This window comes from Croceibacterium mercuriale, assembly GCF_000802385.1.
In the GTDB taxonomy this organism is placed as follows: domain Bacteria; phylum Pseudomonadota; class Alphaproteobacteria; order Sphingomonadales; family Sphingomonadaceae; genus Croceibacterium; species Croceibacterium mercuriale.
Genome location: NZ_JTDN01000001.1, coordinates 805,237 through 830,556, shown reverse-complemented (window position 1 = coordinate 830,556; position 25,320 = coordinate 805,237). Strand labels below are relative to the sequence as shown.

The 25,320-nt window shown below is 67.2% G+C and carries 27 protein-coding genes, 1 tRNA gene and 1 pseudogene; 12 read left to right on the top strand and 17 right to left on the bottom strand.

Features of this window, described 5'->3' with window-relative positions:
• Positions 1 to 72 precede the first annotated feature (72 nt).
• The 7 genes from rplS to PK98_RS03745 form a co-directional block, all read right to left on the bottom strand.
• The gene (gene rplS / locus PK98_RS03775; protein WP_039094391.1) at positions 73 to 438 is read right to left on the bottom strand and encodes a 50S ribosomal protein L19; all 366 of its coding nucleotides are present in this window, start codon (positions 436 to 438) and stop codon (positions 73 to 75) included.
• A 15-nt stretch (positions 439 to 453) separates the two neighbouring features.
• Positions 454 to 1,182: a tRNA (guanosine(37)-N1)-methyltransferase TrmD gene (trmD, locus tag PK98_RS03770; protein WP_039094390.1), complete on the bottom strand. Its 729-nt coding sequence runs from the start codon at positions 1,180 to 1,182 to the stop codon at positions 454 to 456.
• 203 nt (positions 1,183 to 1,385) lie between these two features.
• A complete protein-coding gene (gene rimM, locus PK98_RS03765; protein ID WP_039094388.1) occupies positions 1,386 to 1,871 on the bottom strand; it encodes a ribosome maturation factor RimM in 486 nt (161 codons plus the stop codon).
• A gap of 53 nt (positions 1,872 to 1,924) precedes the next feature.
• Complete coding sequence (gene rpsP / locus PK98_RS03760) at positions 1,925 to 2,404, bottom strand: 30S ribosomal protein S16 (RefSeq protein ID WP_039094387.1); 480 nt, start codon at positions 2,402 to 2,404, stop codon at positions 1,925 to 1,927.
• Between the two features lie 32 nt (positions 2,405 to 2,436).
• On the bottom strand, positions 2,437 to 3,945 hold the full coding sequence (gene ffh / locus PK98_RS03755; RefSeq protein WP_039094386.1) for a signal recognition particle protein: 1,509 nt from the start codon (positions 3,943 to 3,945) through the stop codon (positions 2,437 to 2,439).
• Positions 3,946 to 4,077: 132 nt separating this feature from the next.
• Positions 4,078 to 4,153: transfer RNA gene (locus PK98_RS03750), tRNA-Ala, on the bottom strand.
• 104 nt (positions 4,154 to 4,257) lie between these two features.
• Positions 4,258 to 4,581 (bottom strand): TIGR02300 family protein, encoded by a 324-nt coding sequence (locus PK98_RS03745; RefSeq protein WP_039096203.1) that lies wholly within the window; start codon positions 4,579 to 4,581, stop codon positions 4,258 to 4,260.
• Between the two features lie 268 nt (positions 4,582 to 4,849).
• Between PK98_RS03745 and aroA the strand changes: the two genes are divergently transcribed.
• The 3 genes from aroA to cmk are packed head-to-tail and all read left to right on the top strand — an operon-like array spanning position 4,850 to position 7,031.
• Positions 4,850 to 6,136: a 3-phosphoshikimate 1-carboxyvinyltransferase gene (gene aroA / locus PK98_RS03740; protein ID WP_326998649.1), complete on the top strand. Its 1,287-nt coding sequence runs from the start codon at positions 4,850 to 4,852 to the stop codon at positions 6,134 to 6,136.
• Positions 6,133 to 6,408: a CBU_0592 family membrane protein gene (locus PK98_RS03735; protein ID WP_235425389.1), complete on the top strand. Its 276-nt coding sequence runs from the start codon at positions 6,133 to 6,135 to the stop codon at positions 6,406 to 6,408. Before aroA ends, PK98_RS03735 begins: the two co-directional genes overlap by 4 nt.
• On the top strand, positions 6,405 to 7,031 hold the full coding sequence (gene cmk / locus PK98_RS03730) for a (d)CMP kinase (protein WP_039094385.1): 627 nt from the start codon (positions 6,405 to 6,407) through the stop codon (positions 7,029 to 7,031). Before PK98_RS03735 ends, cmk begins: the two co-directional genes overlap by 4 nt.
• Positions 7,032 to 7,085: 54 nt before the next feature.
• On the opposite strand, the gene PK98_RS03725 is transcribed toward cmk, so the two are convergent.
• A complete protein-coding gene (locus tag PK98_RS03725) occupies positions 7,086 to 7,964 on the bottom strand; it encodes an OmpA family protein (RefSeq protein ID WP_039094384.1) in 879 nt (292 codons plus the stop codon).
• A 582-nt stretch (positions 7,965 to 8,546) separates the two neighbouring features.
• On the opposite strand from PK98_RS03725, the gene rpsA reads away from it, so the two are divergent.
• A complete protein-coding gene (rpsA, locus tag PK98_RS03720; RefSeq protein ID WP_039094381.1) occupies positions 8,547 to 10,247 on the top strand; it encodes a 30S ribosomal protein S1 in 1,701 nt (566 codons plus the stop codon).
• Positions 10,248 to 10,337: 90 nt separating this feature from the next.
• A complete protein-coding gene (gene gloB, locus PK98_RS03715) occupies positions 10,338 to 11,099 on the top strand; it encodes a hydroxyacylglutathione hydrolase (protein WP_039094379.1) in 762 nt (253 codons plus the stop codon).
• Here the strand turns inward: gloB and PK98_RS03710 are convergent.
• From PK98_RS03710 to radC, 7 genes are all read right to left on the bottom strand, one after another.
• Positions 11,093 to 11,704, bottom strand: a complete 612-nt coding sequence (locus tag PK98_RS03710; protein ID WP_039094377.1) for a flavodoxin family protein — start codon at positions 11,702 to 11,704, stop codon at positions 11,093 to 11,095. The genes gloB and PK98_RS03710 overlap by 7 nt on opposite strands.
• Positions 11,705 to 11,778: 74 nt before the next feature.
• Complete coding sequence (locus PK98_RS03705) at positions 11,779 to 12,351, bottom strand: F0F1 ATP synthase subunit B family protein (RefSeq protein ID WP_039094375.1); 573 nt, start codon at positions 12,349 to 12,351, stop codon at positions 11,779 to 11,781.
• Positions 12,344 to 12,838 (bottom strand): F0F1 ATP synthase subunit B family protein, encoded by a 495-nt coding sequence (locus PK98_RS03700; RefSeq protein WP_039094373.1) that lies wholly within the window; start codon positions 12,836 to 12,838, stop codon positions 12,344 to 12,346. The genes PK98_RS03705 and PK98_RS03700 overlap by 8 nt, the downstream gene beginning before the upstream one ends.
• Positions 12,839 to 12,929: 91 nt before the next feature.
• The gene (locus PK98_RS03695) at positions 12,930 to 13,154 is read right to left on the bottom strand and encodes a F0F1 ATP synthase subunit C (RefSeq protein ID WP_039094371.1); all 225 of its coding nucleotides are present in this window, start codon (positions 13,152 to 13,154) and stop codon (positions 12,930 to 12,932) included.
• A gap of 27 nt (positions 13,155 to 13,181) precedes the next feature.
• Complete coding sequence (locus PK98_RS03690) at positions 13,182 to 13,940, bottom strand: F0F1 ATP synthase subunit A (protein WP_407637613.1); 759 nt, start codon at positions 13,938 to 13,940, stop codon at positions 13,182 to 13,184.
• A 117-nt stretch (positions 13,941 to 14,057) separates the two neighbouring features.
• A complete protein-coding gene (locus tag PK98_RS03685; RefSeq protein ID WP_039096200.1) occupies positions 14,058 to 14,375 on the bottom strand; it encodes an AtpZ/AtpI family protein in 318 nt (105 codons plus the stop codon).
• 113 nt (positions 14,376 to 14,488) lie between these two features.
• Positions 14,489 to 15,217 (bottom strand): RadC family protein, encoded by a 729-nt coding sequence (gene radC / locus PK98_RS03680; RefSeq protein WP_081996142.1) that lies wholly within the window; start codon positions 15,215 to 15,217, stop codon positions 14,489 to 14,491.
• 47 nt (positions 15,218 to 15,264) lie between these two features.
• Here radC and PK98_RS03675 point away from each other — a divergent pair, with 47 nt between their 5' ends.
• The 7 genes from PK98_RS03675 (at position 15,265) to PK98_RS03645 (ending at position 22,241) form a co-directional block, all read left to right on the top strand.
• Entirely contained in the window at positions 15,265 to 18,480 is a 3,216-nt protein-coding gene (locus PK98_RS03675) for an intermembrane phospholipid transport protein YdbH family protein (RefSeq protein ID WP_039094367.1), read from the top strand.
• Positions 18,477 to 18,716 carry a YnbE family lipoprotein gene (locus tag PK98_RS03670; RefSeq protein ID WP_326998648.1) on the top strand — a complete coding sequence of 80 codons (240 nt, stop codon included), beginning with the start codon at positions 18,477 to 18,479 and terminating at the stop codon, positions 18,714 to 18,716. The genes PK98_RS03675 and PK98_RS03670 overlap by 4 nt, the downstream gene beginning before the upstream one ends.
• Complete coding sequence (locus tag PK98_RS03665) at positions 18,716 to 19,102, top strand: YdbL family protein (protein ID WP_039094363.1); 387 nt, start codon at positions 18,716 to 18,718, stop codon at positions 19,100 to 19,102. Before PK98_RS03670 ends, PK98_RS03665 begins: the two co-directional genes overlap by 1 nt.
• 87 nt (positions 19,103 to 19,189) lie before the next feature.
• On the top strand, positions 19,190 to 20,509 hold the full coding sequence (gene purB / locus PK98_RS03660) for an adenylosuccinate lyase (RefSeq protein ID WP_039094361.1): 1,320 nt from the start codon (positions 19,190 to 19,192) through the stop codon (positions 20,507 to 20,509).
• Positions 20,510 to 20,542: 33 nt separating this feature from the next.
• Positions 20,543 to 20,911, top strand: coding sequence for a DUF1049 domain-containing protein (locus PK98_RS03655; RefSeq protein WP_039094359.1), 369 nt, complete (start codon positions 20,543 to 20,545; stop codon positions 20,909 to 20,911).
• Complete coding sequence (pyrF, locus tag PK98_RS03650) at positions 20,908 to 21,594, top strand: orotidine-5'-phosphate decarboxylase (protein ID WP_039094357.1); 687 nt, start codon at positions 20,908 to 20,910, stop codon at positions 21,592 to 21,594. The genes PK98_RS03655 and pyrF overlap by 4 nt, the downstream gene beginning before the upstream one ends.
• A complete protein-coding gene (locus tag PK98_RS03645) occupies positions 21,594 to 22,241 on the top strand; it encodes a phosphoribosylanthranilate isomerase (RefSeq protein ID WP_039094355.1) in 648 nt (215 codons plus the stop codon). Before pyrF ends, PK98_RS03645 begins: the two co-directional genes overlap by 1 nt.
• Before the next feature lie 25 nt (positions 22,242 to 22,266).
• Here the strand turns inward: PK98_RS03645 and PK98_RS03640 are convergent, their stop codons facing one another.
• Together PK98_RS03640 and PK98_RS03635 are read right to left on the bottom strand one after the other, a co-directional pair.
• Positions 22,267 to 24,819: an HWE histidine kinase domain-containing protein gene (locus PK98_RS03640; protein ID WP_039094352.1), complete on the bottom strand. Its 2,553-nt coding sequence runs from the start codon at positions 24,817 to 24,819 to the stop codon at positions 22,267 to 22,269.
• 236 nt (positions 24,820 to 25,055) lie between these two features.
• A pseudogene (locus PK98_RS03635) lies at positions 25,056 to 25,319 on the bottom strand (SDR family NAD(P)-dependent oxidoreductase); the annotation flags it as partial.
• Position 25,320 lies beyond the last annotated feature (1 nt).

The following is a 25,320-nucleotide window of genomic DNA, read 5'->3' as shown; positions in this document are numbered from 1 at the left end:
CCACGAAAAAGGGCCCGGCCACCCGACGGTGACCGGACCCTTTTCCTGAACCCTTCGAAGGGCAGGTCAGCCTTACGGGTTGACCTTGCGCTCGGCGATACGGGCGCGCTTGCCGGTGCGGCCACGCAGGTAATACAGCTTGGCGCGACGCACCACGCCGCGGCGGACCACGGTGATGCTGTCGATGTTCGGCGAGTAGAGCGGGAACACACGCTCCACGCCTTCGCCGAAGCTGATCTTGCGCACGGTGAAGTTACTGCCCATCGCGCGGTTCGAACGCGCGATGCACACGCCTTCGTAGTTCTGCACGCGGGTACGCTCACCTTCCACAACGCGCACGCCCACGCGCAGCGTGTCGCCGGGGCGAAATTCGGGGATGTCCTTGCCTTCGCTCAGCTGGGCAATGGCTTCGGCTTCTAGTTCCTGAATCAGACCCATGGTCCGTATTCCTCATCAATCATGCCGCGCGCCAGAGGCAGGCTGGCCCCGAACGCCACCATGACGTTCCCAAAGGTCCGGCCTGCGTAACCGTGTGTCTTCCTCGCTGCGGGCCTTGCGCCACGCCGCAATCTTCGCATGATCCCCCGATCGCAGCACTTCGGGGATCGTGCGTCCTTCCCATGTCGATGGTCGGGTATAATGCGGGTACTCAAGCAGCCCTTCTTCGAAGGATTCCTCGGCCCCGCTGGAAGCCGCGCCCATTACGCCGGGCAAAAGGCGAATGCAAGCATCCAGAATGGCGATCGCCGCCGCCTCGCCGCCGGACAGCACGATGTCTGACAGCGACACCTCCTCCACCTGCCGCGCCTCGAAGATCCGCTCGTCGAACCCCTCGAACCGGCCGCACAGGATGGTCACCCCCGCTCCTTCGGCCAGTTCGCGGATGCGTGCCTGCGTGATCGGCTTTCCCCGCGGCGTCATCGCCAGCACAGGGCAGTCCGGCCGCCGTTCGCGCACATCATCCACTGCGCCCGCGAGGATGTCCGCCTTCAGCACCATGCCGGCACCGCCGCCAGCCGGCGTGTCATCGACGGTGCGATGCTTGTCCACCGCATAGTCCCGCAACTGCACCGCCTCGCACGACCAGCTTCCCTCGGTTAGTGCGCGACCGGCCAGCGAAAGGCCGAGCGGACCGGGGAACATGTCCGGATACAGCGTGATGATGGTGGCGGCGAAAGTCACAGGGTCCAGTTCTCTATCAGCGCGCCGGAGACATCGAAGTAAGCCTACCGCCACTCTGCCGCTTTTGCACGTGCTGCAACGCCATGTCAGATCGACTGGTCAGGAGGTAGATGCGCCCGGATCGCCACGGCGCCGCCTGACCTGAAGCGTCGGGTCGTGCACCGTCCGGCCATGCCGCCATCCTGTATATGCAGGCGTACAGGCTATTCGGCGAACAAGGGGTCGATAACCACCCGCTCGGCGTTCCACTCGGGCACCGCCTCGGGGCGCATCGGCACCATGAAGGTCTTGCCCTCCAGGCGCTCCACCTCGAGGATGTCGCCCGCCCCGTAATTCTCGACCGCCACCACCGTGCCGAGCGGCGCACCGTCTCCGGACACCACTGCCAGCCCGATCAGATCGGCATGGTAGTACTCACCCTCCGCCAGCGGCGGCAGGTATTCGCGCGGTACGTTCAGCAGCGTGCCGCGCAACGCCTCAGCGGCGTTGCGACCGGCCACCTCGGCGAAGCGCGCAACCGCGCCGCCCTTGCCGTCATCGCGCAGGGTGGTGACGGTCAGCGCGCCATCGTTGAAGGCCTTGTGCGCCTTCAGCGAGGCGAAACCGTCGCCGAACAGCTTCAGCCGCACATCCCCGGTCACGCCATGCGCGCCGGTGATCACGGCGAGGACGATGGGCTTGTCGCTCATGCCAGAATGCCCGGGGCAGATGCCCCTCCCGCCGGCGGGAGGGGCACTCGCCGTCAGCCTTCGGCCGGTGCGTCGGTGCTGGCACCCACGGCGGCGTCGTCGCCGGTGGCCGGGGTTTCGCTGCCCTCGGCCGGCTCCTGCGAGCTGGCCTCTTCGGCCGGCGCAGCCTTGGCGGCAGCTTCAGCCTCGGCAGCCTCGGCAGCCTTGGTGGCCCGCTCCTCGGCGCGCTCCTTGGCCTTTTCGCCCGGCTCGGCCTTGTTCGGGTTGTTGCGCGCCGCACGCTCCTTCACGCCGGCCTGGTCCAGGAACCGGGCCACACGGTCGGTCGGCTGCGCGCCGACGCCAAGCCAGTAACGCGCGCGATCCTCGTTGATCTTCATGCGATCGGCCGAATCCTTGGGCAGCAGCGGGTTGTAGGTGCCGATCTGCTCCAGATACTTGCCGTCGCGCGGAGAGCGGACGTCAGCCACCACGATGCGGTAATACGGACGCTTCTTGGCACCACCACGCGACAGACGGATCGAAATTGCCATGTTATTCTACCTTTCCAACAATTCTTCTGAGCTTAATTCTTCTTGAGCAGGTTCATCAGCTCGGGCGGCAGCTGACCGCCCGCACCCAGCCCGGGCAGCCCGGGCTTGGCGCCGGGATTGCCGGCGCCCATGCCACCCATGCCGCCGCCGCCTAGCCCCGGCATGGCGGCATCAAGCCCGCCTTTGCCGAACAGTGCGCCAAGGCCCTTCAGCCCACCCATCTTCTTGATCTGCTTCATGGCGCGACCCATTTCCTGGTGCATCTTCAACAGCTTGTTGACGTCCTGCACCGATGTGCCGCTGCCTGCCGCCACGCGCTTCTTGCGCTTGGCGTTCAGCAGTTCGGGCTTGCTGCGCTCGGTCTTGGTCATCGAACCGATGATTGCGTCCATGTGCAGCAGCACCTTGTCGTCCATGCCGCTGGCGGCCATCGCCTGCTTGGCCTTCTTCATGCCCGGCATCATGCCGGCCAGCATGCCCAGGCCGCCCATCTTCTGCATCTGCATCAGCTGTGTGCGCAGGTCGTTCATGTCGAACTGACCCTGCATCATGCGCTGCGCCAGCTTGTCGGCGTCCTCCGCATCCACTGCCTGCGCCGCGCGCTCCACCAGGCTGACGACATCGCCCATGCCCAGGATGCGACCCGCCACGCGGCCCGGATGGAACGGCTCGATCGCGTCCAGCTTCTCGCCCGTGCCAGCAAACTTGATCGGCTTGCCGGTGACGGCACGCATGGACAGCGCCGCGCCACCGCGCGCATCACCGTCCATCCGGGTCAGCACCACGCCGGTCAGCGGCACTTCGCCGCTGAAGCTCTGCGCGACATTCACCGCGTCCTGCCCGGTCAGCGCATCGACCACCAGCAGCACTTCGGTCGGGGCCGAGACGGAGGCGACCGCCTTCATCTCCGCCATCAGCGCCTCGTCCACGTGCAGCCGGCCCGCGGTATCGAGCATCAGCACGTCCACTGCCTGCAGCTTCGCGCTTTCCAGCGCGCGGCGGGCGATGTCGACCGGCTGCTGGCCCACGATGATCGGCAACGTGGCGACCTGCGCCTGCTCGCCCAGTACCTTCAGCTGCTCCTGCGCCGCCGGACGATTGACGTCCAGGCTGGCCATCATGACCTTCTTGCCCTGCTTGGTCCGCAGCAGTTGCGCGATCTTGGCGGTGCTGGTGGTCTTGCCCGAACCCTGCAGGCCGACCATCATGATGACCGCCGGCGGGCGCACGTCCAGCTGCAGCGGCACGGCCTCGCCACCCGTGGCGTCGGCTCCCTCGCCGCCCAGCATGGCAACCAGCTCGTCATTGACGATCTTGACGACCTGCTGACCCGGCGTGACCGACTTCAGTACCTGCTGACCGACTGCCTTTTCGGTAACCCGGGCGATGAAGTCCCGCGCCACCGGCAGCGCCACGTCTGCCTCCAGCAACGCGACGCGCACCTCGCGCATGGCTTCGCGCACATCGGCCTCGCCCAGCGCACCGCGACCGCGCAGGCGGTCGAACACACCATTCAGGCGATCGGACAGTGTGTCGAACATGGCCTCACCTCGCTCTTGCCGCCCCGAGGGGCCGAATGCCAAAAACGCCGGCGGACGAAACCTCGTCAGCCAGCGTGCAGCCTGGAACTGGGTGACCATTGCCCGTGGGCGATGGTCGGTAGTCAGAGGAAATGGTGGAGCCTAGCGGGATCGAACCGCTGACCTCTACAATGCCATTGTAGCGCTCTCCCAGCTGAGCTAAGGCCCCGTCCATTTCAACGCCGCCGCCCTGGGAGGCTGCGGCACCGGACCTTCTCGGCCCGGGGTGGAGCGCCCTTTATGGGCACTCCACCCGGGACGCAAGAGGTAAAATCAATTGTCCTCGTCATCCTCGTCGGTCGCGCCGGCTACGCCCAGATCGTCGTCGCCGCCCAGGTCTACATCGTTGTCGGGCGAATCCTCGTCCTCGTCGATGTCGCCCAGCTCGTCTTCCTCGCTGAGGTCGGTGTCCTGCTCCTCGACGACCTTCTTCTTCTCTTCCTCGTACGGGATCGGCTGCTTGCTCTTCAGCACGGGCTCCGGATACCACTCGTTCCGGCACTCGATGCACACGATCGGGCTGTCGTTGCCCAGGTCGTAGAAGCGTTCACCGCACTTGGGGCAGGTGCGCTTGGAGCCCCATTCAGGCTTCACCATGGATTGATCCTCTTGGACGCCAGGCCGCGTATCGCGGTGCCGGACGGAAAAAACATCGGTCGCGTGCTTGATGGAAACCGCCCGCCCGCTTTGCAAGGGCATGCATGGCAGCCCCGCGCCCGCGGGGGCGGCGATCAAGAGCGGCGCGCCTTGCCACAGGGCACCCCCGCTGTCAAAAGCCGGCCGCTCCCACAGCACGAAAGCTACCGCCCTGCACGCTTCCCACGACCACGGCCCGACCCCGCGCCGCTTCCTGCCCGCCGGCCCCTTGCGCGGCCGCATCCGCGTGCCTGGCGACAAGTCGATCAGCCACCGCTCCATCATGCTGGGGGCGCTGGCGGTGGGCGAGACGAAGGTGACCGGCCTGCTGGAAGGTGAAGACGTCCTTGCCACCGCGGCTGCCATGCGGGCGATGGGCGCGACCGTGGAACGGCAGGGTGATGGCAGCTGGTCGATCCATGGCACCGGGGTCGGCAGCCTGTTGCAACCGGTGACTGCGCTGGAGATGGGCAATTCCGGCACTTCCACCCGGCTGCTGATGGGCCTGGTCGCCAGCCATCCGATCACCGCCACCTTCACAGGCGATGCCAGCCTGTCCCACCGCCCGATGGGGCGCGTGATCGAGCCGCTTAGCCAGATGGGCGCCGACATCACTGCCAGCCCCGGCGGTACCCTGCCATTGATGCTGCGCGGCCTCAGCCCGGCCGTACCCATTACCTATCGCCTGCCGGTCGCCTCCGCCCAGGTGAAGAGCGCCGTGCTGCTGGCCGGGCTCAACACCGCCGGCATCACCACCGTGGTCGAGCCCGTGCCGACCCGTGACCATTCGGAACGCATGCTGCGGGGCTTCGGTGCGGACCTTTGGGTGGAGGAAGAGGGCGGCATCCGCACCATCCGCCTGCGCGGAGAGGCTGAGCTGCGGCCGCAGACCATCATCGTGCCCGGCGATCCCTCCTCGGCCGCGTTCTTCGCTGTTGCCGCGCTGCTGGTGCCCGGCAGCGACCTGGTGATCGAGAATGTCGGCCTCAACCCGACCCGCGCCGCCCTGTTCACCGTGCTGCGCCAGATGGGCGGCAGCATCGTCGAACTACACCCGCGCGAAGTCGGCGGCGAGCCGGTGGCCGATCTCCATGTCCGCCACTCTCCGCTGACGGGCGTCGCCGTGGACCCGGCCCTCGCTCCCGCCATGATCGACGAATTCCCTATCCTGTTCGTCGCCGCTGCCCTGGCCAAGGGCCGCACCGTGACTACCGGGCTGGAAGAGCTGCGCGTGAAGGAATCGGATCGCCTTGCCACCATGGCCGCCGCGCTCACCGCTGCCGGTGCCCGCGTGACCGAGCAGGAAGACGGTCTCACCATCGACGGCACCGGTGGCGACCCGCTGTCGGGCGGCGCATACCCCGTCGCCACGAAGCTCGATCACCGCATCGCCATGAGCATGGCCGTTGCCGGTCTCGTCAGCCAGGGCGGCGTGGAGGTGGACGATACGGCGCCCATCGCCACCAGCTTCCCGACCTTCCAGCACCTGCTGGACAGCGCGACCGGCAACCGGTGAGCGGCCTGCTGAGTCCCCTTGGGGCGGACATCGTCGGACTGCTCGGCAGCGCCCTCTTCATTGCCGCCTTCGCCTACGCTAACATGGTGAAGGTGATCGACAAGGTGCTGTTCAACGCCGTCAACCTGATCGGCGCGGCGCTGCTGCTCACCTCCCTGTCAGTCAACTTCAACCTCGCCGCCTTCGTGCTGGAAGCTGCCTGGACGCTGATTGCAGCTATCAGCCTTGTATCCGCGCTGCTGGCGCGCCGGACGGTGGAGGTACAACCATGACCACCCTCATCATCGCCGTCGACGGCCCCACAGCCAGCGGCAAGGGCACGATCGCGAAAGCCCTGGCCGCGCATTACGGCCTGCCGCATCTCGACACCGGGCTGCTTTATCGTGCCGTCGGCTGGCAATGCCACCTGAATGGAGGCGATCCGGACGACCCCGCCGCCGCCCTGGCCGCCGCCAGCTTTGCGGATACTCTGCTCGGGGACGACCGGCTGCGCAGCGAGGCGACCGGTGGCCTTGCCAGTCGCGTGTCCGTCCATCCCGCCGTGCGCCAAACGCTGTTCAACCGGCAACGCGCCTTCGCCCTGCAACCGGGCGGCGCCGTACTTGACGGGCGCGACATCGGCACGGTGATCGCGCCGGAGGCCCGGCCCAAGCTGTTCGTGACCGCCAGCGTGGAAGCGCGCGCACTGCGCCGATGGAAGGAAATGCAGAGCCGGGGGGAGGATCATACCCTCGCCACCATCGAGGATGACCTTCGCCGGCGCGACGAGCGCGACCGCGAACGGGCCCAGGCACCACTGCTGCCCGCCGCCGATGCGGTGATCCTCGACACTTCCAGCCTCGATCGCGACGCTGCGATCAGCGCCGCCATCGCGCTGGTGGAACAAGCCCGCTAGTCAGGCCTGCAAGTCAGGCGGGGCAAGCTTCCGCCCGCCCCGCCCTGCATCACCTTACAGCCCGTCGACGCTCTTGCTGACCAGGATGTTCACCGCCACGCGGCGGTTCTGTGCCCGGCCCTCTTCGGTGCTGTTGTCCGCCAGCGGATCGGCCATGGCCATGCCGGTCGGCGTCAGCATCCGGTACGGCGCCCAGCCGCACCGCTGCTGCAGGTAGTTCACGACCCGGCCCGCACGCCGCTCGCTCAGCTCCTGGTTGAAGTCCTCGTCACCGACATTGTCGGTATAGCCCACCACCAGCAACAACGCGTTCGGCGTTGCCTCGGCCTGCTGCGCAGCGGCGCACAGATCAGCCTGCCCCTGCGGGGTCAGCTGCCACTTGCCGGTATCGAAGTTCACGTTGGTCGTGCCGTGGATGTTGTACTTGTCGATGTCGCCCAGACGTCCGCGCAGTGCCTCGGTTGCGGCGGTCTGCTCGGCAAAGCCCTGCGCGGTGCCGGTGCGGATCATGCTGGCGGTCCGCAGATCGCGGTTCTTCAGATTGACGCGGGTCGCCACCAGCTGTCCGGCCCACTGCACAGTCTTCACGGTAACCGGCAGACCATTCAGCAACTGCTGAGCGGCGAGCTGATCGCGATCCAGGCCCAGGAACCCGCCGGTGCCGTAGATTTCGGTGCCTTCGCTCAGCACCACCACGTTGCTGGTTCCGTCCTCGCCCATCACCTGCAGCCGGTTACCATCACGGGCGGAGATCATGCCCGACACTTCCGGGCCGGCCTCATACTCCGACAGATCGGCGGGCGGCGCGCCGACAACGGTTGCCGCCACATCGGCGCCCCGGGTCATCTGCTGCGCCATGGCAGTTCCACCCATCGGCAGGGCCAGCGTGGACAGCAGCACCAGAACCTTACTCTTGTTGCTCATCATGTTCATACCCTCATCCTCGTTTCACTGCGTGCGGCTGCCCTGCGGGTCGCTGTTCGACTGTTCCGATCCCTGTTGCGTCTTGCGGCGTATATGCCAGGGCAGGCCACGATTGTTTGGCAAGGCGGCTTGGGTGTTCAGCCGGACCTGTCCGCTGGATGAACGTTCCTGCCGTGCCTTTGGCTACACCGGCCACCTGCCCGCCCGATGCGGCGAGTTGCAGGCCGGGCGCCGGGTCCGCCCTGCTCTGCACCGCACGATTGCCACGGCCAAGGCGGGCCGACATAGTTGCAACTCTTGCCTTCCTGCCTGTTTTCACCTATGTGCCCGCCCGTCCGACGGGGCTTGCGTGTCCGGTCCGGCGAAGCGGGGCCGCGCCAGGCGGCCTGTTGCAGGTCATCGCTTGTGGCGCTTGCCCGGTCCGGTTGGCCGGTGTCCGCGCCGTCGGCCCTGCCGCCCCGCCCGCCAGACCTCCGCCTGCCACTGAGGACGCCCTGCCGGCATCCGGCCTGCAGGGCGGATCGGCCAAGCAAGACCGGCGGAGACAACCGCCTGGCCGGAAAAAACGAAAAGACAGGATACCTCTCCTTTATGGCATCTACCGCCACCCCCAGCCGCGACGACTTCGCGGCTCTCCTGGATGAACAGCTCGGCGGCGCCGACGGCGGCTTTGAAGGCCGTGTCGTCCACGGCACCGTCACCGCGATCGAGAACGGCATGGCCGTGATCGATGTCGGCCTGAAGAGCGAAGGCCGCATCTCCCTGCGCGAATTCATGCGCGGCGAGGACGACCACGGCCTGACCGTGGGCTCCGAAGTCGAGGTCTATGTCGATCGCGTCGAGAACGCCGACGGTGAAGCCATGCTCAGCCGTGACCGCGCCCGTCGCGAGGCCGCCTGGGACAAGCTGGAAAGCGAATTCGGCGAAGGCAAGCGCGTCGAAGGCCGCATCTTCGGCCGCGTCAAGGGCGGCTTCACTGTCGACCTGGACGGCGCCGTGGCCTTCCTGCCCGGTTCGCAGGTCGACATCCGCCCCGTGCGCGACGTCACCCCGCTGATGGACGTGCCGCAGCCCTTCCAGATCCTCAAGATGGATCGCCGTCGCGGCAACATCGTCGTGTCGCGTCGCGCCGTGCTGGAAGAGACCCGTGCGGAACAGCGCAGCGAACTGATCGACCGTCTGGCCGAAGGACAGGTGATCGAAGGCGTGGTGAAGAACATCACCGATTACGGCGCCTTCGTGGACCTGGGCGGCATCGACGGCCTGCTGCATGTCACCGACATGAGCTACAAGCGCGTCAACCATCCTTCGGAAGTGATCAATATCGGCGACACCGTCACCGTGCAGATCATCCGCATCAATGCCGATACCCAGCGCATCAGCCTGGGCATGAAGCAGCTGGAAAGCGATCCGTGGGAAGGCGTCGCCGCCAAGTACCCTGTCGGCCTGAAGACCAGCGGCACCGTCACCAACATCACCGAATACGGCGCCTTCGTGGAGCTGGAAGCCGGGATCGAGGGTCTGGTCCACGTCTCCGAGATGAGCTGGACCAAGAAGAACGTGCACCCCGGCAAGATCGTCTCCACCTCGCAAGAGGTCGAGGTCATGGTGCTGGAGGTCGATTCCGACAAGCGTCGCATCAGCCTGGGTCTGAAGCAGGCCCATCGCAATCCGTGGGACGAGTTCGCCGACAGCCACCCCGTTGGCTCCATCGTCGAAGGCGAAGTCAAGAACGCCACCGAGTTCGGCCTGTTCGTCGGCCTGCCGGGCGACGTGGACGGCATGGTCCACATGTCCGACATCGCCTGGGGCATCTCCGGCGAGGACGCACTGGCTCTGCATCGCAAGGGTGAGTCGGTCCAGGCCGTCGTGCTCGACGTCGATGTCGAGAAGGAGCGCATCAGCCTCGGCATGAAGCAGCTCGAGAAGGGTGCACCGGCCGCCGGTGTCGCCGCCTCTTCGGGCAGCCTGCGCCGCAACGAGGTCGTCACCGTCACCGTGCTGGAAGTGCGCGACGGTGGTCTGGAAGTCCAGGCGGGCGAGGATGGGGCCACCGGCTTCATCAAGCGGTCCGATCTTGGCCGTGACCGCGACGAGCAGCGTCCGGACCGCTTCCAGGCGGGCCAGAAGATCGACGCTCTGGTCATCGGTTTCGACCGGTCCAAGAAGCCGAACTTCTCCATCAAGGCGCGTCAGATCGCTGAAGAGAAGCAGGCTGTGGAACAGTACGGCTCGTCCGACTCGGGTGCGTCGCTGGGCGACATCCTGGGCGAGGCCCTGAAGCGCCAGTAAGCGCCTCAGGCTTGTTCTGACGAAAGGCCCGTCCGCTCACCCGAGCGGGCGGGCCTTTCCGTTTGTGGCACTGAGGGCTACCTTCGGCGCATGACCCTCCAGTTGCATACCTTTCCCGCCCTCACCGACAATTACGGCTTCCTGCTGCACGATCCTGCCAGCGAAGAAACCGCCTGCATCGACACGCCCGATGGCGCGGAATGTCTGCGCCAGGCAGAGGCCAAGGGCTGGCGCATCACGCAGGTGTGGAACACGCATTGGCACGCCGATCACACGCAGGGGAACCTGGCGGTCAAGTCCGCAACCGGCTGCACCGTCATTGCTCCGGCCGAGGAGGCGCACCGGATCGAAGGCGTGGACCGCACCGTAGGGCCCGGCAACACGCTGCTGCTGGGTGAATGGCAGGCGGAGGTGTTCGCAGCCGGCGGCCACACGCTGGGCCACATCGCCTATCACCTGCCCGCCGCCACGATCGCCTTTGTCGGGGATTGCCTGTTCGCGCTGGGCTGCGGCCGCATGTTTGAAGGCACGCCGGACCAGTTCTGGGCCAGCCTGCAGCGCATCGCCGCCTTGCCGCAGGACACCACCATCTGCGGCGCGCATGAATACAGCGCCGGCAATGCCCGCTTCGCCCTCCATGCCGACCCAGACAATCTCGCGTTGCAGGATTACGCACGGGAGATCACGGCAAAGCGCGCGGCGGGCGAACCGACCGTACCCTTCCGCCTAGAACGGGAGCTGGCGACCAATCCGTTTCTGCGGGCCGATCAGCCCGCCTTGCAGGCGCGCTGGGGTGGCGGCGACGCAGTAGCCACCTTCGCGGCCCTTCGTGCCGCCAAGGACGCCTACTGACCCGGGTAAGGCTCCGCCTGCAGCAACCTGGCCAGATGCGCGGCGTTGCCTGCGACCATCTCCGCCGTCTTGCTCACCTTGTCCGGCACGGCCTTCAGGTCCTTGAAGTCGGTCGACCCCATTGCCTCGCCCACCCAGTAACAGGCGCCTACGGCCGGGATCGTCCAGCCGGTGTCGTTCAGGCTCTGGAACAGCTGCGCAGTGCTGAAATGCGCCCCATCCTCGTTGCCCACGATCGCCGCCACCGCCACCTTGCCGTAGCTGGGCATGCGGCCGGCATCGTCGGTTTCGTCCAGGAACGCATCCATCCGTTCCAGCACCCGCTTGGCAACGGAACCGACCTGACCCATCCAGATGGGGCCGCCGAAGATCAGGATGTCGTGCGCCAGAATCTTCTCCCGCAACGCAGGCCAGGCATCGCCCTTGCCCTCGTCGGAGGTTACACCGGGCTTCACGTCATGGTCGGCAATGCGCAGCACCTCTGCCACCTCAACGTCGTGCTGCTTCAGGGCGTCAGCCAGCACACCGATCATGCGGTCGGTGCTGCTGTCCTCCCCATCGCTGGGCTTCAGGGAGCAATTGATGGCTATGGCTGTGACGGTCACAAGAAAACTCCCGCGCTGATGATCAGCACGGGAGCGTTCGTAGGCCGGGTGCGGTTCCACAGAACCGCAGGATCTCAGAGTGCGGCGATCGCCTCGTCCACCAGCCGCCGGTCGGCGCCCGCATCGTGGCGTTGGGCAATCAGATCGCGCGAGGCCCTGGTGGCGGCAAGGGCGGCACGAGCGCGCAGCTCGTCCACCGCGGCTCGCTCGGCGGCGGCGATCCGGTCCTGTGCCATGCGCTCGCGCCGGGCGATCAGGTCGGTGGTGTCGCTTTCGGCCTGCACCAGCACGGCATCCGCCTCACGCCGCGCATTGGCCAGCATGTTGGCGGCGTCCTGCTCCGCACCGGCAATACGGCGGGCATATTCGTCGCGCAGGGCTTCCGCCTCAGCACGCAGCTTCTTGGCTTCGTCCAGCTGGGTGCGGATCGCGGCAATGCGGCTGTCGAGGCCGCCGGCGACCTTGCGGTGCACCTTGGCGCCGAAAAACGCGACCAGCAGCAGGATCAGCATGGCGATCGACACCCACTGGAAGGGCGCCAGGCCCAGCAGCGAGGGTTCGACATGGACCGTGTGGCCGTCTGCCGCCGTGGCGTGCAACGCAGGGTCTGCTTCGCTGGTGGCAAAAACGTGAGGGGCGTTAGCCATGGACCATGACCTTTCTGACAGCATGATGCGCCGCGTCGGCATCCACATCGATCCGGGCCACACGGGCCACGATATCCTGCGTCGCCTCGCTTGCGACCTGCTCGATCTCCGCCGCGGCGGCGGAACGGGCGGCGTCGATGCGCTGCTCGGCTTCCACCAGGCGGGCGTCCAGGCTGGTCTTGATACTGGCCAGGCGCTGCTCGGCATCACGCTTTGACTGGTCACGAGCTTCGTTCACCAGCGCATGCGCTGCCTCGCGATTTGCGGCCTCCCGCGTGCGCCATGCATCCTCGCGCGTGTCGGCCTCGTCGCGCGCGGCCTGCGCCACGGCAAGGTCGTCACCGATGCGGCGATCACGATCGGCCATCGTGTCCATGACCCGCGGCAACATGCCGAGGCCGATGATGAAGAATGCCAGGGCGAAGATCACCAGCAGCCAGAAGATCTGGCTGGAATAGGTGCCTGCGAGCTGTTCGATCTGGGGCATGGTTCGCCTAGCCGGGGAAAATCATAATTCGTCAGCCGCCGCCCGGCACCGCACATGGCGGCCCCGGGCAGGCAGCATAATCGCGTAACGCTTACTGGAAGATCAGCAGTGCGGCGACGACGAAGGCCAGCAGACCCAGCAGCTCGGCACCGGCGAAACCGATGAACAGGCGGCCCTGCTGTGCGTCCGCGGCACCCGGGTTGCGCAGCGCGCCTTCCAGGAACTTGGCGAACACATTGCCCACGCCGATGGAGGCGAGGCCGCAACCGATCGCAGCGAGACCGGCGCCGAGCAGCTTGGCGGCTTCAGGTTCCATGATAAAACTCCTTGCAGATTGAACAGGTTAGTGAAGGTTTTCGGCGTCGTTGATATACAGCGACGTCAACAGCGCGAAGACATAGGCCTGAATGCCCGCGACCAGGATCTCCAGCGCGCAGATGCCCACCATCAGCGCCAGACTGGGGATGCCGATGAAAATGCCATAGCCGATTCCGGCATTGCCGCCAGAGATGACGAAGGACGACAGCACTTCCAGCAGGACGTGCCCGGCCATCATCGCCACGAACAGTCGCAGACCCAGGCTGAAGGGGCGCACCATGAAGGAGATCAGCTCGATCGGGGCAATGATCGGCGCCATCCACCACGGTGTGCCATGCGGCAGGAACAGGCTGAAAAAATGCAGCCCGTGCCGTGCGAAGCCGACGATCAGCACGATGGCGAAGGACAGCACAGCCAGCACGCCGGTCACGGTAAAGTGGCTGGTGAAGGTGAAGGCATGCACGCCCACCACGCCCAGCGGCAGAAGCCCCAGCATGTTGGCGAACAGGATGAACATGAACAGCGTGAAGATGTAAGGCACATACTTGCGCCCCGCCGGACCGACATTCGCGGCCAGCATGTCTTCGATGAAGCCGGTGAAGCTTTCCACCGCCATCTGCCAGCGGCCGGGCACCAGCTGGCGCCGCATGCCGCCCAGCATGAAGGCCCAGAGCACCAGGGCGCTGATCGCCATCCACAACGCGCTGTTGGTGAACGCGATGTTGTAGCCCGCCAGTTCCCAGTTCCCGGAGCCGAACAGCGGCTCGATCGTGAACTGGTGCATCGGATCGACCTTGGCCGGTTCGGCTGCCACGTTAACGTCCTTCGTTCATTGCCACCCGGCACGCGGGCGTCGCCAAGAAAGTCGGCGCCTGTCCTGCACCCCTGCGTTTTCGCGGGTTCAGTCCGGGCGCCGGCTCGAAATCCGAATGATATTCCTGAAGGCCACCACTATTCCCAGGAACAGCATGACCAACAGACCCCAGGGCGCGGTTCCGGCGAAGTGATCAATCACCCAGCCGATTACTGCACCACCCAAGATCCCGCCGAGCAGTTCCGCGAGCACCCGGTTGCCAAGCTTGTAGGAAGCGTCGGCGCCGGTACCGCGCGGACGGTTGCGTTCCTCTTCACGCTCCTGCGCGGCCTTCAGCCGCTGCCCGAGCGCGTCGATCCTCGCATCCCCCCCGTCAGGATCCCGAGCGGACTGGTCGTCGTTCATCACCGGTTCCCTTTTCATGGGGCAACGACATGACAGATGGCCTGCCCGCCTGGGGCGCCGACCCCGTAGGCGGGCTGCAATCCCAAGTCAACATGCCGCCAGCCTGCCGACGCTTACCTTGCGAGCAAACCCAGCGCCCGTAAAGAGACATGCCCGTCCCGCCCGATGATGACATGGTCGTGCAGGATGATGCCCATCGGCTGCGCCACGGCGGCGATATGGTTCGTCAGCTGGATGTCTGCCCGGCTGGGCTGCGGATTGCCGCTGGGATGGTTGTGCACCAGGATCATGGCCGCCGCACCCAGGTTGGCACCCTTCAGCACCACTTCGCGGGCATAGACCGCTGCTTCGTCCACCGTACCGTCGCTGAACAGGTGGTCGTCGATCAGCTGGTTGCGCGAATCCAGGTACAGCACCCGCACACGCTCCGTCGTCAGGTGCGCCATGTCGATTGACAGGTAATCCACCAGCGCCTGCCAGTTGCCCAGCACCGGCCGCGCCCGCGCCTGCCCACGTGCCATGCGGCGGGCAGCGACCGCGGCGATGCGCAGCGCACCGATGCCGCCCTCGCCCATGCCCTTCACCTGCCGTAACAGCAGGGGATCGGCATCAAGCACGCCCGCCAGGCTGCCGAAGCGGCGCAGCAACTCCTTGGCCAGCGGCTTGGTGTCGCCGCGCGGATTGGCGCCGAACAGCAGGAACTCGATGATCTCGTAATCGGCCAGCGCATCCGGCCCACCGCCGATCAGGCGCTGCCGCAGTCGCGCGCGGTGGCCGACGGCACCATCCACCTTCTTCGGCAGGGCGGGCGGATCATCCAGGGGCAGAAGCGGCGCAACCATCGCATAGCGCATTGCCTTTGCCGGTGCTTGCTTGCAAGTGGACCGCGATGGCCGACGACGTCGCATCCGATCCCGAGGCCGCCGCATTGCCGGAAGCGCCGCCGCGCCGCCGCATCGGCTGCTGGGCGTCGCTCGTCATGCTCGTCTTCCTGCTGGGTGGCCTGCTGTTCCTGTGGCTCAGCCGCGACCGCATCGCCGGCGACATCATTACCGACCTGCTGGACGACAACCGCCTGCAGGCGACCTACCGTATCGAAAGCATCGGCCCGCGCCAGCAGGTGCTGGCCGACGTGGTGGTGGGCGACCCAGCCCGCCCGGACCTGACCATCGAACGGGTCGTGGTCCGCATCGGCCCCCGTCTGGGTACGCCGGCGCTGGAATCGGTCCGCCTGGTCCGCCCGCGCCTGTACGGCACCTATCGCGGCGGGACGCTCAGCTTCGGCGCGCTCGATCCGCTGCTGTTCGAAGGCGACCGCAAGCAGCCCTTTACCCTGCCCGACCTGCGGCTGGTCGTGGAGGACGGGCGCGGCCTGCTGGTGGGCGATGATGGCCGGCTCGGCTTCAGCCTGGCGGGCAGCGGCTGGCTGCGCGACGGCTGGACTGGAGAGGTCGCCGCCATCACCCCGCAATGGGCCGCCGGCGGCTGCGCTGCCACGGGCGCCAGCCTGTATGGGCGCCTGTCGATCCGCAATGCCCGCCCGCAAATCGCCGGCCCTCTGCGGCTGGACCGGCTGGCTTGCGCTGGTGCCGGCATCGCCGTTGCCAATGTCGCAGCCCCGCTGGACGTGACGGCCGAGCAGGCGCTTGACGGATTCGGCGGCACCGCGCGGCTGACCAGCGGTGCCACTGCCCTGCCGCAGGTGACCGCGCGCGACACGCAGGGCACGCTGCGCTTCAGCTGGCGCAAGGATGCGCTCACCGCCGATTACAGCCTGACCGGCACACGCGTGACGGCAGCCGGCGTGGCCTTGGCCGAGCTCACGCTGGAAGGCGCCGTGCGCACCCGCGGCGGCTTGCGCCGGATGGAACTGGAGGCGGATGCCAGCGCGAAGGGGATCGCCCCCGGCCCGGCGCTCGACCGTGCGCTGGCCAGTGCACAAGGCACCACGCACGATACCCTGCTGTTCCCGCTGATGGGGCAGTTGCGCCGGACGCTGGCGCGAGAGACACCCGGCAGCACGCTGACCGGCCAGCTGATCGCCCGCCGCGTGCCGGGGCGAAAGACTGGCGACGAGCCTACGCTCACCCTGCTGGTGCCATCCGCCACCCTGCGCGGCGGCGGTGGCGCCACCCTGCTGCGGGTGTCGCGCGTGCAGCTGGTGGATGGTGGCGGCCAACCGCTGCGCTGGTCGGGCAACGCACTCACCGGGGGTGACCTGCCGCGCATCAATGCCCGAGTTGAACAGGCGCCGGATGGCAGTCTTGAGCTGGTGGGCAGCATGGCGCCATGGCGCGTGGGCGACAGCAGCCTGTCCGTGCCGCGCCTGACGCTGGCCCATGCCGGCGGCGGCAGCTGGCGCTTCGCCGGCGCGTTGCAGGCGAGCGGCGCCCTGCCCGGCGGCAGCGCCCGCAACCTGCAGGTTCCGCTGGACGGTACCTGGTCCCGCCGCGCCGGCGTCGCCATGTGGCGCGACTGCACCGATCTGCGGTTCGATGCGCTATCCTATGCCAACCTTTCGCTCGACCGCCGGCGGCTGACCCTGTGCCCGCCGCGCGGAGGCACCATCCTGCGCCTGCCGGCCGGCGGAGCCTTGCAGGTGGCCGCCGGCGCGCCCTCGCTGCAGGTGACCGGCCGACTGGGCGCGACCCCTGTCGCCATCGATAGCGGCCCGGTCGGGTTTGGCTGGCCTGGCACGCTGACGGCGCGCGCGGTCACCGTTGCACTTGGCCCGGCAGAGACCGCCACCCGCTTCGTACTGACCGACCTGACTGCGCAGCTGGGGCGTGAGATCGGCGGCACCTTCGCGGGCACCGACGTGCTGCTGAATGCAGTGCCGCTCGACATTCGCGATGGCGCGGGCAGCTGGACCTATGGTGGAGGCCGGCTGGTTCTGGCCGATGGCAGCTTCCGGCTGGAGGACCGGGCCGAGATCGACCGCTTCAACCCGCTGGTGGCGCGCGGCGCCAGCCTGACGCTGTCCGACAACCGCATCACCGCGGATGCCTTGTTGCGCGAGCCCGCCAGCGACCGGGAGATCACCCGCGTCGCCATCGCGCACGACCTGTCCCGCGGTATCGGCCGCGCGGACCTGGCCGTGGACCGCATAACCTTCGACAAGGGGCTGCAACCGGTGGCGCTGACCCCGCTGGCGCTGGGCGTGGTGGCCGATGTGGCAGGCGACGTGACCGGCAACGGCCGGATCGAGTGGAACGAGGTCGGCGTCAGCAGTTCCGGCGCCTTCACCACGGAGGATCTGGACTTCGCCGCCGCGTTCGGCCCCGTCACGGGCGCGTCCGGCACCATCGCCTTTGCCGACCTGCTGGGCCTCACGACCGCACCCGACCAGGTGCTGCGCATCGCCACCGTCAACCCGGGCATCGTGGTGACCGACGGCGTGGTCCGTTACGCGCTGAAGAATGGCGAGACACTGATAGTGCATGGTGGGGAATGGCCGTTCTTCGGCGGGAGGCTGGTGATGCAGCCGACCTCCATCACCTTCGGTGTGCCGGAGGTACGGCGCTATACGTTCGAGATCACCGGCCTCGATGCCGCCCGCTTCGTGACCAATTTCGGCATGTCCAACCTGTCGGCCACCGGCACGTTCGACGGCACCATGCCGATCGTGTTCGACGTGGACGGCAACGGCCGGCTGCAGGGTGGGTTGCTGGTGTCCAATGCGCCCGGCGGCAACGTTTCGTATGTCGGGGAACTGACTTACAAGGACCTGTCCCCTATCGCCAATTTCGCGTTCGATTCGCTCCGCTCGCTCAACTACGAGCGCATGAGCATCCAGCTCGACGGCAGCCTGACGGGCGAGATCGTGACCCGGGTCAGCTTCGACGGGATCAGCCAGGGCGAAGGCGCCTCCAGCAATTTCGTCACGCGCAAGCTGGCCAGCCTGCCCTTGCGCTTCATCGTCAACGTGCGTGCCCCGTTTCTTTCGCTGATCGGTTCGGTACGCTCGCTCTACGACCCGTCCGCCATCCGCGACCCGCGCACGCTGGGCCTGCTCCCCACTGGCGGCAGCACTCCATCCATCGACCAGACGGCACGGCCCGGCGCGCCTGCCATTCAGCCTTCCGAAAGTGAGCCTGTGCCATGACGCTGCTTGAATTGACCTGCCGGCGCCCGCATCTACCATACAGAACGATGTGGCAGACGACCGCGCGGCTCTGGCCGGTCCCGTTGCTTGCGATGCTGCTGGCGGGCTGCATCACGGTCAACGCACCGGAGGAGCCGATCGTGATTGAGCTGAACATCAATATCAAACAAGAGGTGATCTATCGCCTGGCGGCGGATGCCGGCACGGCGATAGATCAGAACGCAGAGATTTTCTGATGACGACCTTTCGCTCCACATTGCTCACCTTGGCCGCACTCGCCGGCCTGGCACTGGCCGCCCCGGCCAGCGCGCAGCGCGATCCAGCCTACGAGGCTGCGCGTGCCGAGGGCACCGTGGGCGAGCGGACCGACGGCTATCTGGCGCTGACCGGCGGCGGCGATGCTGCCCTGCGCAAGATGGTGGACGACATCAACATCCGCCGGCGGGCGATCTATGCCCGCCGCGCGCAGGCGGAGGGCGCCACGATGGAGGAGTACAGCTTCACCGCCGGCTGCATCGCCATCGGCCGGACGCAGCCAGGCGAGAAGTACCAGGCGCCCGACGGCAGCTGGCAGACCCGCGGCGGCGGCGCGCCCCAGCGCGACGCTCGCTGCCCGGGCTGAGCCCGCCCCGGCCCACCCGCTCCATCCGGCTTGCCAAGCGCCGGGCTGTTCCATAACGGGCGCGTCATCCCGCAATTGGAGCTCCCCATGGTCCCCCGCTATTCCCGCCCCGCCATGACCGCCTTGTGGGAGCCGGAGGCGCGTTACCGCATCTGGTTCGAGATCGAGGCGCTGGCGACGCAGAAGCTGGGCGAGCTGGGCGTGGTCCCGGCAGGGGCGGCCGAGGCGCTGTGGAGCTGGTGGCGCACCGATCCCGCGATCGACGTTCCCGCGATCGACGCGATCGAGGCGGTGACCAAGCATGACGTGATCGCCTTTCTGACCTGGGTGGCTGAACAGGTGGGCGACGATGCCCGCTTCATGCATCAGGGCATGACCAGCTCGGATGTGCTCGACACCACGCTGGCGGTGCAGCTCGCCCGCTCGGCCGACCTGCTGCTTGCCGACCTCGACGCGCTGCTCGCCGCACTGGAGCGCCGGGCGCAGGAACACCGCTACACGCCAACCATCGGGCGCAGCCACGGCATCCATGCCGAACCCGTTACCTTCGGCCTGAAGCTGGCCGGCTATCACGCCGAATTTGCCCGCAATCGCGCGCGGCTGGTCGCGGCCCGGGCGGAGATCGCCACCTGCGCCATCAGCGGCGCGGTGGGCACCTTCGCCAATGTCGCGCCGGAGGTGGAGGAGTTCGTCGCCGATCAGCTCGGGCTGGTGCCCGAAACCGTCTCTACGCAGGTCATTCCGCGCGATCGTCACGCGATGTTCTTCGCTGTGCTGGGCGTCATCGCCAGCTCGATCGAGCGGCTGGCGATCGAGGTCCGCCACCTGCAGCGCACCGAGGTGCTGGAAGCGGAAGAATATTTCAGCCCCGGCCAGAAGGGCTCCAGCGCCATGCCGCACAAGCGCAATCCGGTGCTGACCGAGAACCTCACCGGCCTCGCCCGGATGGTCCGTTCCGCCACTATCCCGGCGATGGAGAACGTTGCCCTGTGGCACGAGCGCGATATCAGCCACTCCAGCGTCGAACGTTTCATCGGTCCCGATGCGTGCATCACGCTGGACTTCGCGCTCGGCCGTCTGACCGGTGTGGTCGACAAGTTGGTGATCTATCCCGACCGCATGCAGGCCAACCTCGATCGCATGGGTGGTCTGGTCCACTCGCAGCGTGTGTTGCTGGCGCTGACGCAGGCAGGCGTCAGCCGGGAGGATTCCTATCGCCTGGTGCAGCGCAACGCGATGAAGGTGTGGGAAAGCGACGGCAAGCTGTCGCTGCTGAACCTGCTCCAGGCCGATCCCGAAGTCACCGCCGCCCTGCCGGCCGCACAACTGGCCGAGAAGTTCGATCTCGACTATCACTTGCGGCAGGTCGATACGATCTTCGACCGCGTGTTCGGCCCTTCGGCCTGAACCTGATCGCTGTCTGAGGGAGCGACAAGTCTGATGGCAATCGTGCGCACCGTCCTGTGGGTCTTGCTGCTGGCCGTCCTGCTGCTGTTCGCCGCAAACAACTGGACGCCGGTCGAGGTGCGCATTTGGGAAAGCCTGGTGCTGGAAACCCGCCTGCCGGCGCTGGTCATCGTCGCCTTCCTTGCCGGGCTGGTGCCGTTGTGGCTGCTGCACCGTGCGCGGGTGTGGAACCTGAAGCGCCGCATCGCCTCGCTCGAAAGCGCCGTTCGCACCGCCGCCATGGCCGCCGACACGACGTTCGTGCCGGCTACGCCCGCGCCCGCCAGCCCGGCGGTGACCGCCCAGGCAACACCCTCGCCCGCACCTGCCGGCACGCCGCACCCGTTCGGAGAACCCCTGTGAGCAACCCGATCTTCCTGGCGCTGGACCTGCCGCGGCTGGATGCGGCGCTGGCGCTGGCGGGCAAGGTCCGGGGTCATGTCGGCGGCATGAAGCTGGGTCTCGAATTCTTCTGTGCCCATGGCCATCACGGCGTGCACGAAGTGGCCCAGCTCGGCCTGCCGATCTTCCTCGACCTGAAGCTGCACGACATCCCCAACACCGTCGCCCGGGCCATGCAGTCGATCCATGTGCTGGAACCCGCCATCGTCACCGTCCATGCCAGCGGCGGACGCGCGATGATGGAGGATGCCAAGGCGGCCGCGGGCGAGCATTGCAAGGTCGTGGCCGTCACGATGCTGACCAGCATGGACGATGCCGATCTGGCGCAGACCGGCATTGGCGGCAGCGCGCACGACCATGTGCTGCGCCTGGCCGATCTGGCGCAGGAGGCCGGCATCGACGGCATCGTCTGTTCCGGGCAGGAGGTCGCCGCGGTCCACCAGCGCTGGAAGGCCGGCTATCTGGTGGTGCCCGGCCTGCGCCTGCCAGACGGGGCCACCGCCGGCGCTTCCGGTGACCAGAAGCGTGTCGCCACCCCGCGTGCTGCACGTGATGCGGGTGCCTCCGTGCTGGTGATCGGCCGACCGATCAGCCGCGCGGCCGACCCGCTCGCCGCCGCACGTGCGATCGAGACGACGCTCTGATGCCCGCGCCCGCCGTCAAGATCTGCGGCTTGTCCACGCCGGAAACGCTCGCCGCGGCGGTGCAGGCCGGAGCCACCCATGTGGGGCTGGTCCACCATCCCGACAGCCCGCGCCACCTCACGCTCGATCAGGCTGCAAAGCTGCGCGCGCAGGTGCCCCCGCATGTCCAGACCGTGCTGCTGCTGGTCAACCAGCAACCGCAACCAACGCTGGAGGCGATTGCCGCCGTCAGGCCCGATATCGTGCAGTTTCATGGCAAGGAAACGCCCGAATGGCTGGCGCTGCTGCGAGGCCATGCCCGGGTCGGCGTGTGGAAGGCGTTCGGACTGCGTGACGCCGCCGCGCTGGAGCGTTCCCGCAAGTATCAGGGTGCGGCCGACCTCCTGCTGTTCGACGCCCCGGCGAACAGGCTGCCTGGCGGCAACGGCCTGCGGCTCGACTGGACGCTCCTCGCCGGCTTCCGCCCCTTCATGCCCTGGGGCCTTGCCGGCGGCCTGAACCCGGCCAACGTGGCCGATGCCATACGCCAGACCGGCGCCACGTTGGTGGACGTATCCTCCGGCGTGGAGAGCGAGCCCGGCGTCAAGGATGCCGGGCTGATCCGCGACTTCCTGCGCGCCACGCAGGCGACCGTCGCGCCGGCCTGACCCGTTGGGTGGCGCAGCACGTCGTTCAGCCGACCAGATCCTGGATCGCGTTGGCAATGTTGTGGGTGGTATAGGGCTTCTGCACCACGGTGGCGTCCCGGTGCTCCATCGGCAGGCTGGCCTGCTCGCCATAGCCCGAGGCGAAGAAGAACGGCACGCCAAGCTCCGTCAGCCGGTCGGCGACGCCGAAGCTGGTCTGGTCGCCAAGGTTTATGTCCAGGATCGCGAAACTCGGCCGCTGCTGGTCAAGCATGTCGTGTGCCGCTTCCGGCGTGGAGGCGGTCGCGACCGTGGCTCCGAACCGGTTGAGGATGTCCTCGGCATCCAGCGCGATGATCAGGCTGTCCTCCACCAGCAGCACGGACTGGTCGAGCGCGATGCCGGGATTGACCGCCTGCTGGCTCGATGCGGTACGCCGGGGTAGCCTGATCTCCGGCCCTGTCGCATTGCGTGCTTCCGACACATGCCGCGCCGGAATGACGAACTCGGCCCGGACGCCGTCCGCCGCATAATCGATACTCGCCTTGCCGCCCAGATCGTACGGGACGGAGCGGTTGATGATGGTCGTGCCGAAACCCTTGCGCTTCGGCGCGGAGACCGGCGGCCCGCCGGCTTCCTGCCATGTGAATCGCAGGTCCCCTGCATCGTCCCGCACCCAGGCGATATGCACATGCCCGTTGCCCGAGAGGCTGCCATACTTGGTCGAATTGGTGACCAGTTCGTGCACCACCAGCGCCATGGTCGAGTAGGCCTGCGGGTTCAGCAGCACCGGATCGCCCTCGGCCATGATCGCCGACCGCCGTTCGGCGGCAAAGGCAGCGGCCTCCGCATCGATCAGCGCGCCCAGCGGCGCGGGGCCCCAGTGATCGTCCGTGATCTGGTTGTGCGCGCGGGCCAGCGCGTGGATGCGACCATCCACCAGCCGGACGAACTCCTTGACCTCCGGATTGTCGGGCTGCGACTGCCGGATCAGGCCGCGAATGACACCTAGGATATTGCGCACGCGGTGGTTCAGCTCCGCGATCAGCATTTCCTGCCGGGCGTTGGACTGACGCCGCTCGGCCGCGGCCTCGTCGGCCAGGCGCAGCACCACCTCGATCAGGGTTGCGCGCAGGGTCTCCGCCACGCGCAGTTCCGAAGTGGTGAACGGTTCGGCATGACCATCCACCGTCTCCTGCCACTCGGCGAAACTTTCGCGCGGAGTCAGCCGCGGTCCGTTCGGGCCATACTCGACCGGCTTGTGCGGATCGCCGGCCCAGCGAACCGCCTGCTTCAGCTCGCGCCGGAACAGCATGACGTAGTCGCGCGGGGAGCGGGAAATGGGGATCGCCAGCATCCCGGCCGCGCGATCCGCATAGGTCGCGGCATCATCCACCAGGCTGCCGATATGATCGGTGGTGAAGACCCGCCCCGCCGCCAGCCCGTTCAACGCACGGACGATCTTGCGGAACTCTTCCGTCGGCGGGGTGATGCCGGAGAATGCGTAATTGCCGTTGATCCAGACGCCGACCCCGTCCGCCGGGATCGCACTGGTCAGGATATCGCCCAGCCAGTCGGGATCCTGCAGCAGCGTCTCGTCGGATGCCACGGCGCCCAGCAGCTGGTCGGAGATGTCGCGAGCACGCCGCTCATATTCGGCCATCTGCCGGCGCTGCCGCGATTCCAGCCGCATCGCGAACATGTCGGCGAACAGCTCGCAGACGGAGCGTCGCTCGAAGGTCGGGGCGCGCGGCGCATAATGGTGGCACGCGAACAGCCCCCATAGTTCCCCATCCACCACGATGGAAATGGACAAGGAGGCGGCGACCCCCATGTTCCTGAGATATTCGAGGTGGATCGGCGACACCGAACGCAGGATGGACAGCGACAGATCAAGCCGCTTGCCGGAGCGGTCCACCTCCGGCACGATCGCCACCGGCGTCGCATCGACATCACGGATGACGCGCACGAGATTGCGCTTGTAGAGCTCCCGGGCCTGTCGCGGGATATCGCTGGCCGGATAGTTGAGGCCCATGAAGCTGCCGATGCCGGGCTTGCAGGCCTCTGCCACGACCGCACCCGCGCCTGAGGCGGCGAACTTGTACACCATGACCCGGTCGTAGCCGAGCATCGCGCGCACCTGCCGTGCGCCCTCCCGGAAGAAGGCCGGCAGGTCGGCGGTGCGGTCCAGACGCGACATCATCGCGCGCACCGCGTTGGTTGAATCCCCGCCGGCTGCCACACCTGGTTCCGCCTCGATGACGATCTGGCCGCCGGAATAATGAACCGCCACGTCGTAAGGCTGGCCCGTCGTGCCAATCTGGCAACCGAACAGGCGTTCCACCATGTCGGGTTCGGCCAGCAGGGAGATCCGGTTGCGCAGATCGTGCAGGAAGGTCATCGGGACGTAATCGGCCAGCGGCGTGCCCAGCAGATCGTCCGGATCGTGCCCGAGCAGGTTGCGGATGTTCGCGGACACGCGGGCGATCAGCCAGTCAGTGCTCACGGCGATCAGGAAGCCTGGCTGCTGGATCGCTCCGGATAGGTGGATCGGCTCGCGATCGCAGTTCGTCAGATCGACAAGGTCCAAGTCCGCCACGTAAGCTCCATGCAAGTCAGCAATCTCCAGACGCGAAGCGCCTGTGATCTACGGATCGCGGTATCGGTTTCGTGCAGCGGAGGCAACTTTCGGCTGACCATATCAACGTGCAGAACCAACTCTTGCCCGGACCAATGGCACAGGCAAGATACCGATCGCCACCGGCCAGCCCGCCAATCCCTCCGCGCTCGTAAACTGTCGCAAGGAAGCATGTTGATCGCGCATCACGAAGGTCTGATCTCGGTAAACGGCTTGGCCTCGTAGATGCCAAGATTGTTCACCAGAATGTCGGTGTGCGGTACCGCGGCAATCAGCGTCTCGGCTCCCGCCGCAGTCGCCGGTTCGGCCAGCACCGGTGTCACGCTGCCATGCTGGCTGATCTGTGCCGCCGCGTCGTCCAGCTTGGCCTGATTGCGGCCGCAGATGGCAACCGCCACACCCTCGCGCGCCAGCCGCACCGCGATGGCAAGGCCGATCCCGACGCCACCCGGCAGCAGCACA

Excerpts from the sequence above, each read along its gene's own strand:
- PK98_RS03655 (WP_039094359.1), top strand. The coding sequence starts at position 20,543 with ATGGCAATCGTGCGCACCGTCCTGTGGGTCTTGCTGCTGGCCGTCCTG.
- PK98_RS03670 (WP_326998648.1), top strand. The coding sequence starts at position 18,477 with ATGACGCTGCTTGAATTGACCTGCCGGCGCCCGCATCTACCATACAGA.
- gloB (WP_039094379.1), top strand. The coding sequence starts at position 10,338 with ATGACCCTCCAGTTGCATACCTTTCCCGCCCTCACCGACAATTACGGC.
- PK98_RS03695 (WP_039094371.1), bottom strand. The coding sequence starts at position 13,154 with ATGGAACCTGAAGCCGCCAAGCTGCTCGGCGCCGGTCTCGCTGCGATC.
- PK98_RS03645 (WP_039094355.1), top strand. The coding sequence starts at position 21,594 with ATGCCCGCGCCCGCCGTCAAGATCTGCGGCTTGTCCACGCCGGAAACG.
- PK98_RS03665 (WP_039094363.1), top strand. The coding sequence starts at position 18,716 with ATGACGACCTTTCGCTCCACATTGCTCACCTTGGCCGCACTCGCCGGC.
- rpsP (WP_039094387.1), bottom strand. The coding sequence starts at position 2,404 with ATGGCAATTTCGATCCGTCTGTCGCGTGGTGGTGCCAAGAAGCGTCCG.
- PK98_RS03745 (WP_039096203.1), bottom strand. The coding sequence starts at position 4,581 with ATGGTGAAGCCTGAATGGGGCTCCAAGCGCACCTGCCCCAAGTGCGGT.
- PK98_RS03705 (WP_039094375.1), bottom strand. The coding sequence starts at position 12,351 with ATGGCTAACGCCCCTCACGTTTTTGCCACCAGCGAAGCAGACCCTGCG.
- cmk (WP_039094385.1), top strand. The coding sequence starts at position 6,405 with ATGACCACCCTCATCATCGCCGTCGACGGCCCCACAGCCAGCGGCAAG.
- radC (WP_081996142.1), bottom strand. The coding sequence starts at position 15,217 with ATGGTTGCGCCGCTTCTGCCCCTGGATGATCCGCCCGCCCTGCCGAAG.
- rpsA (WP_039094381.1), top strand. The coding sequence starts at position 8,547 with ATGGCATCTACCGCCACCCCCAGCCGCGACGACTTCGCGGCTCTCCTG.
- purB (WP_039094361.1), top strand. The coding sequence starts at position 19,190 with ATGGTCCCCCGCTATTCCCGCCCCGCCATGACCGCCTTGTGGGAGCCG.
- PK98_RS03725 (WP_039094384.1), bottom strand. The coding sequence starts at position 7,964 with ATGAACATGATGAGCAACAAGAGTAAGGTTCTGGTGCTGCTGTCCACG.
- PK98_RS03675 (WP_039094367.1), top strand. The coding sequence starts at position 15,265 with ATGGCCGACGACGTCGCATCCGATCCCGAGGCCGCCGCATTGCCGGAA.
- PK98_RS03690 (WP_407637613.1), bottom strand. The coding sequence starts at position 13,940 with ATGCACCAGTTCACGATCGAGCCGCTGTTCGGCTCCGGGAACTGGGAA.
- PK98_RS03700 (WP_039094373.1), bottom strand. The coding sequence starts at position 12,838 with ATGCCCCAGATCGAACAGCTCGCAGGCACCTATTCCAGCCAGATCTTC.
- rplS (WP_039094391.1), bottom strand. The coding sequence starts at position 438 with ATGGGTCTGATTCAGGAACTAGAAGCCGAAGCCATTGCCCAGCTGAGC.
- rimM (WP_039094388.1), bottom strand. The coding sequence starts at position 1,871 with ATGAGCGACAAGCCCATCGTCCTCGCCGTGATCACCGGCGCGCATGGC.
- PK98_RS03685 (WP_039096200.1), bottom strand. The coding sequence starts at position 14,375 with ATGAACGACGACCAGTCCGCTCGGGATCCTGACGGGGGGGATGCGAGG.
- ffh (WP_039094386.1), bottom strand. The coding sequence starts at position 3,945 with ATGTTCGACACACTGTCCGATCGCCTGAATGGTGTGTTCGACCGCCTG.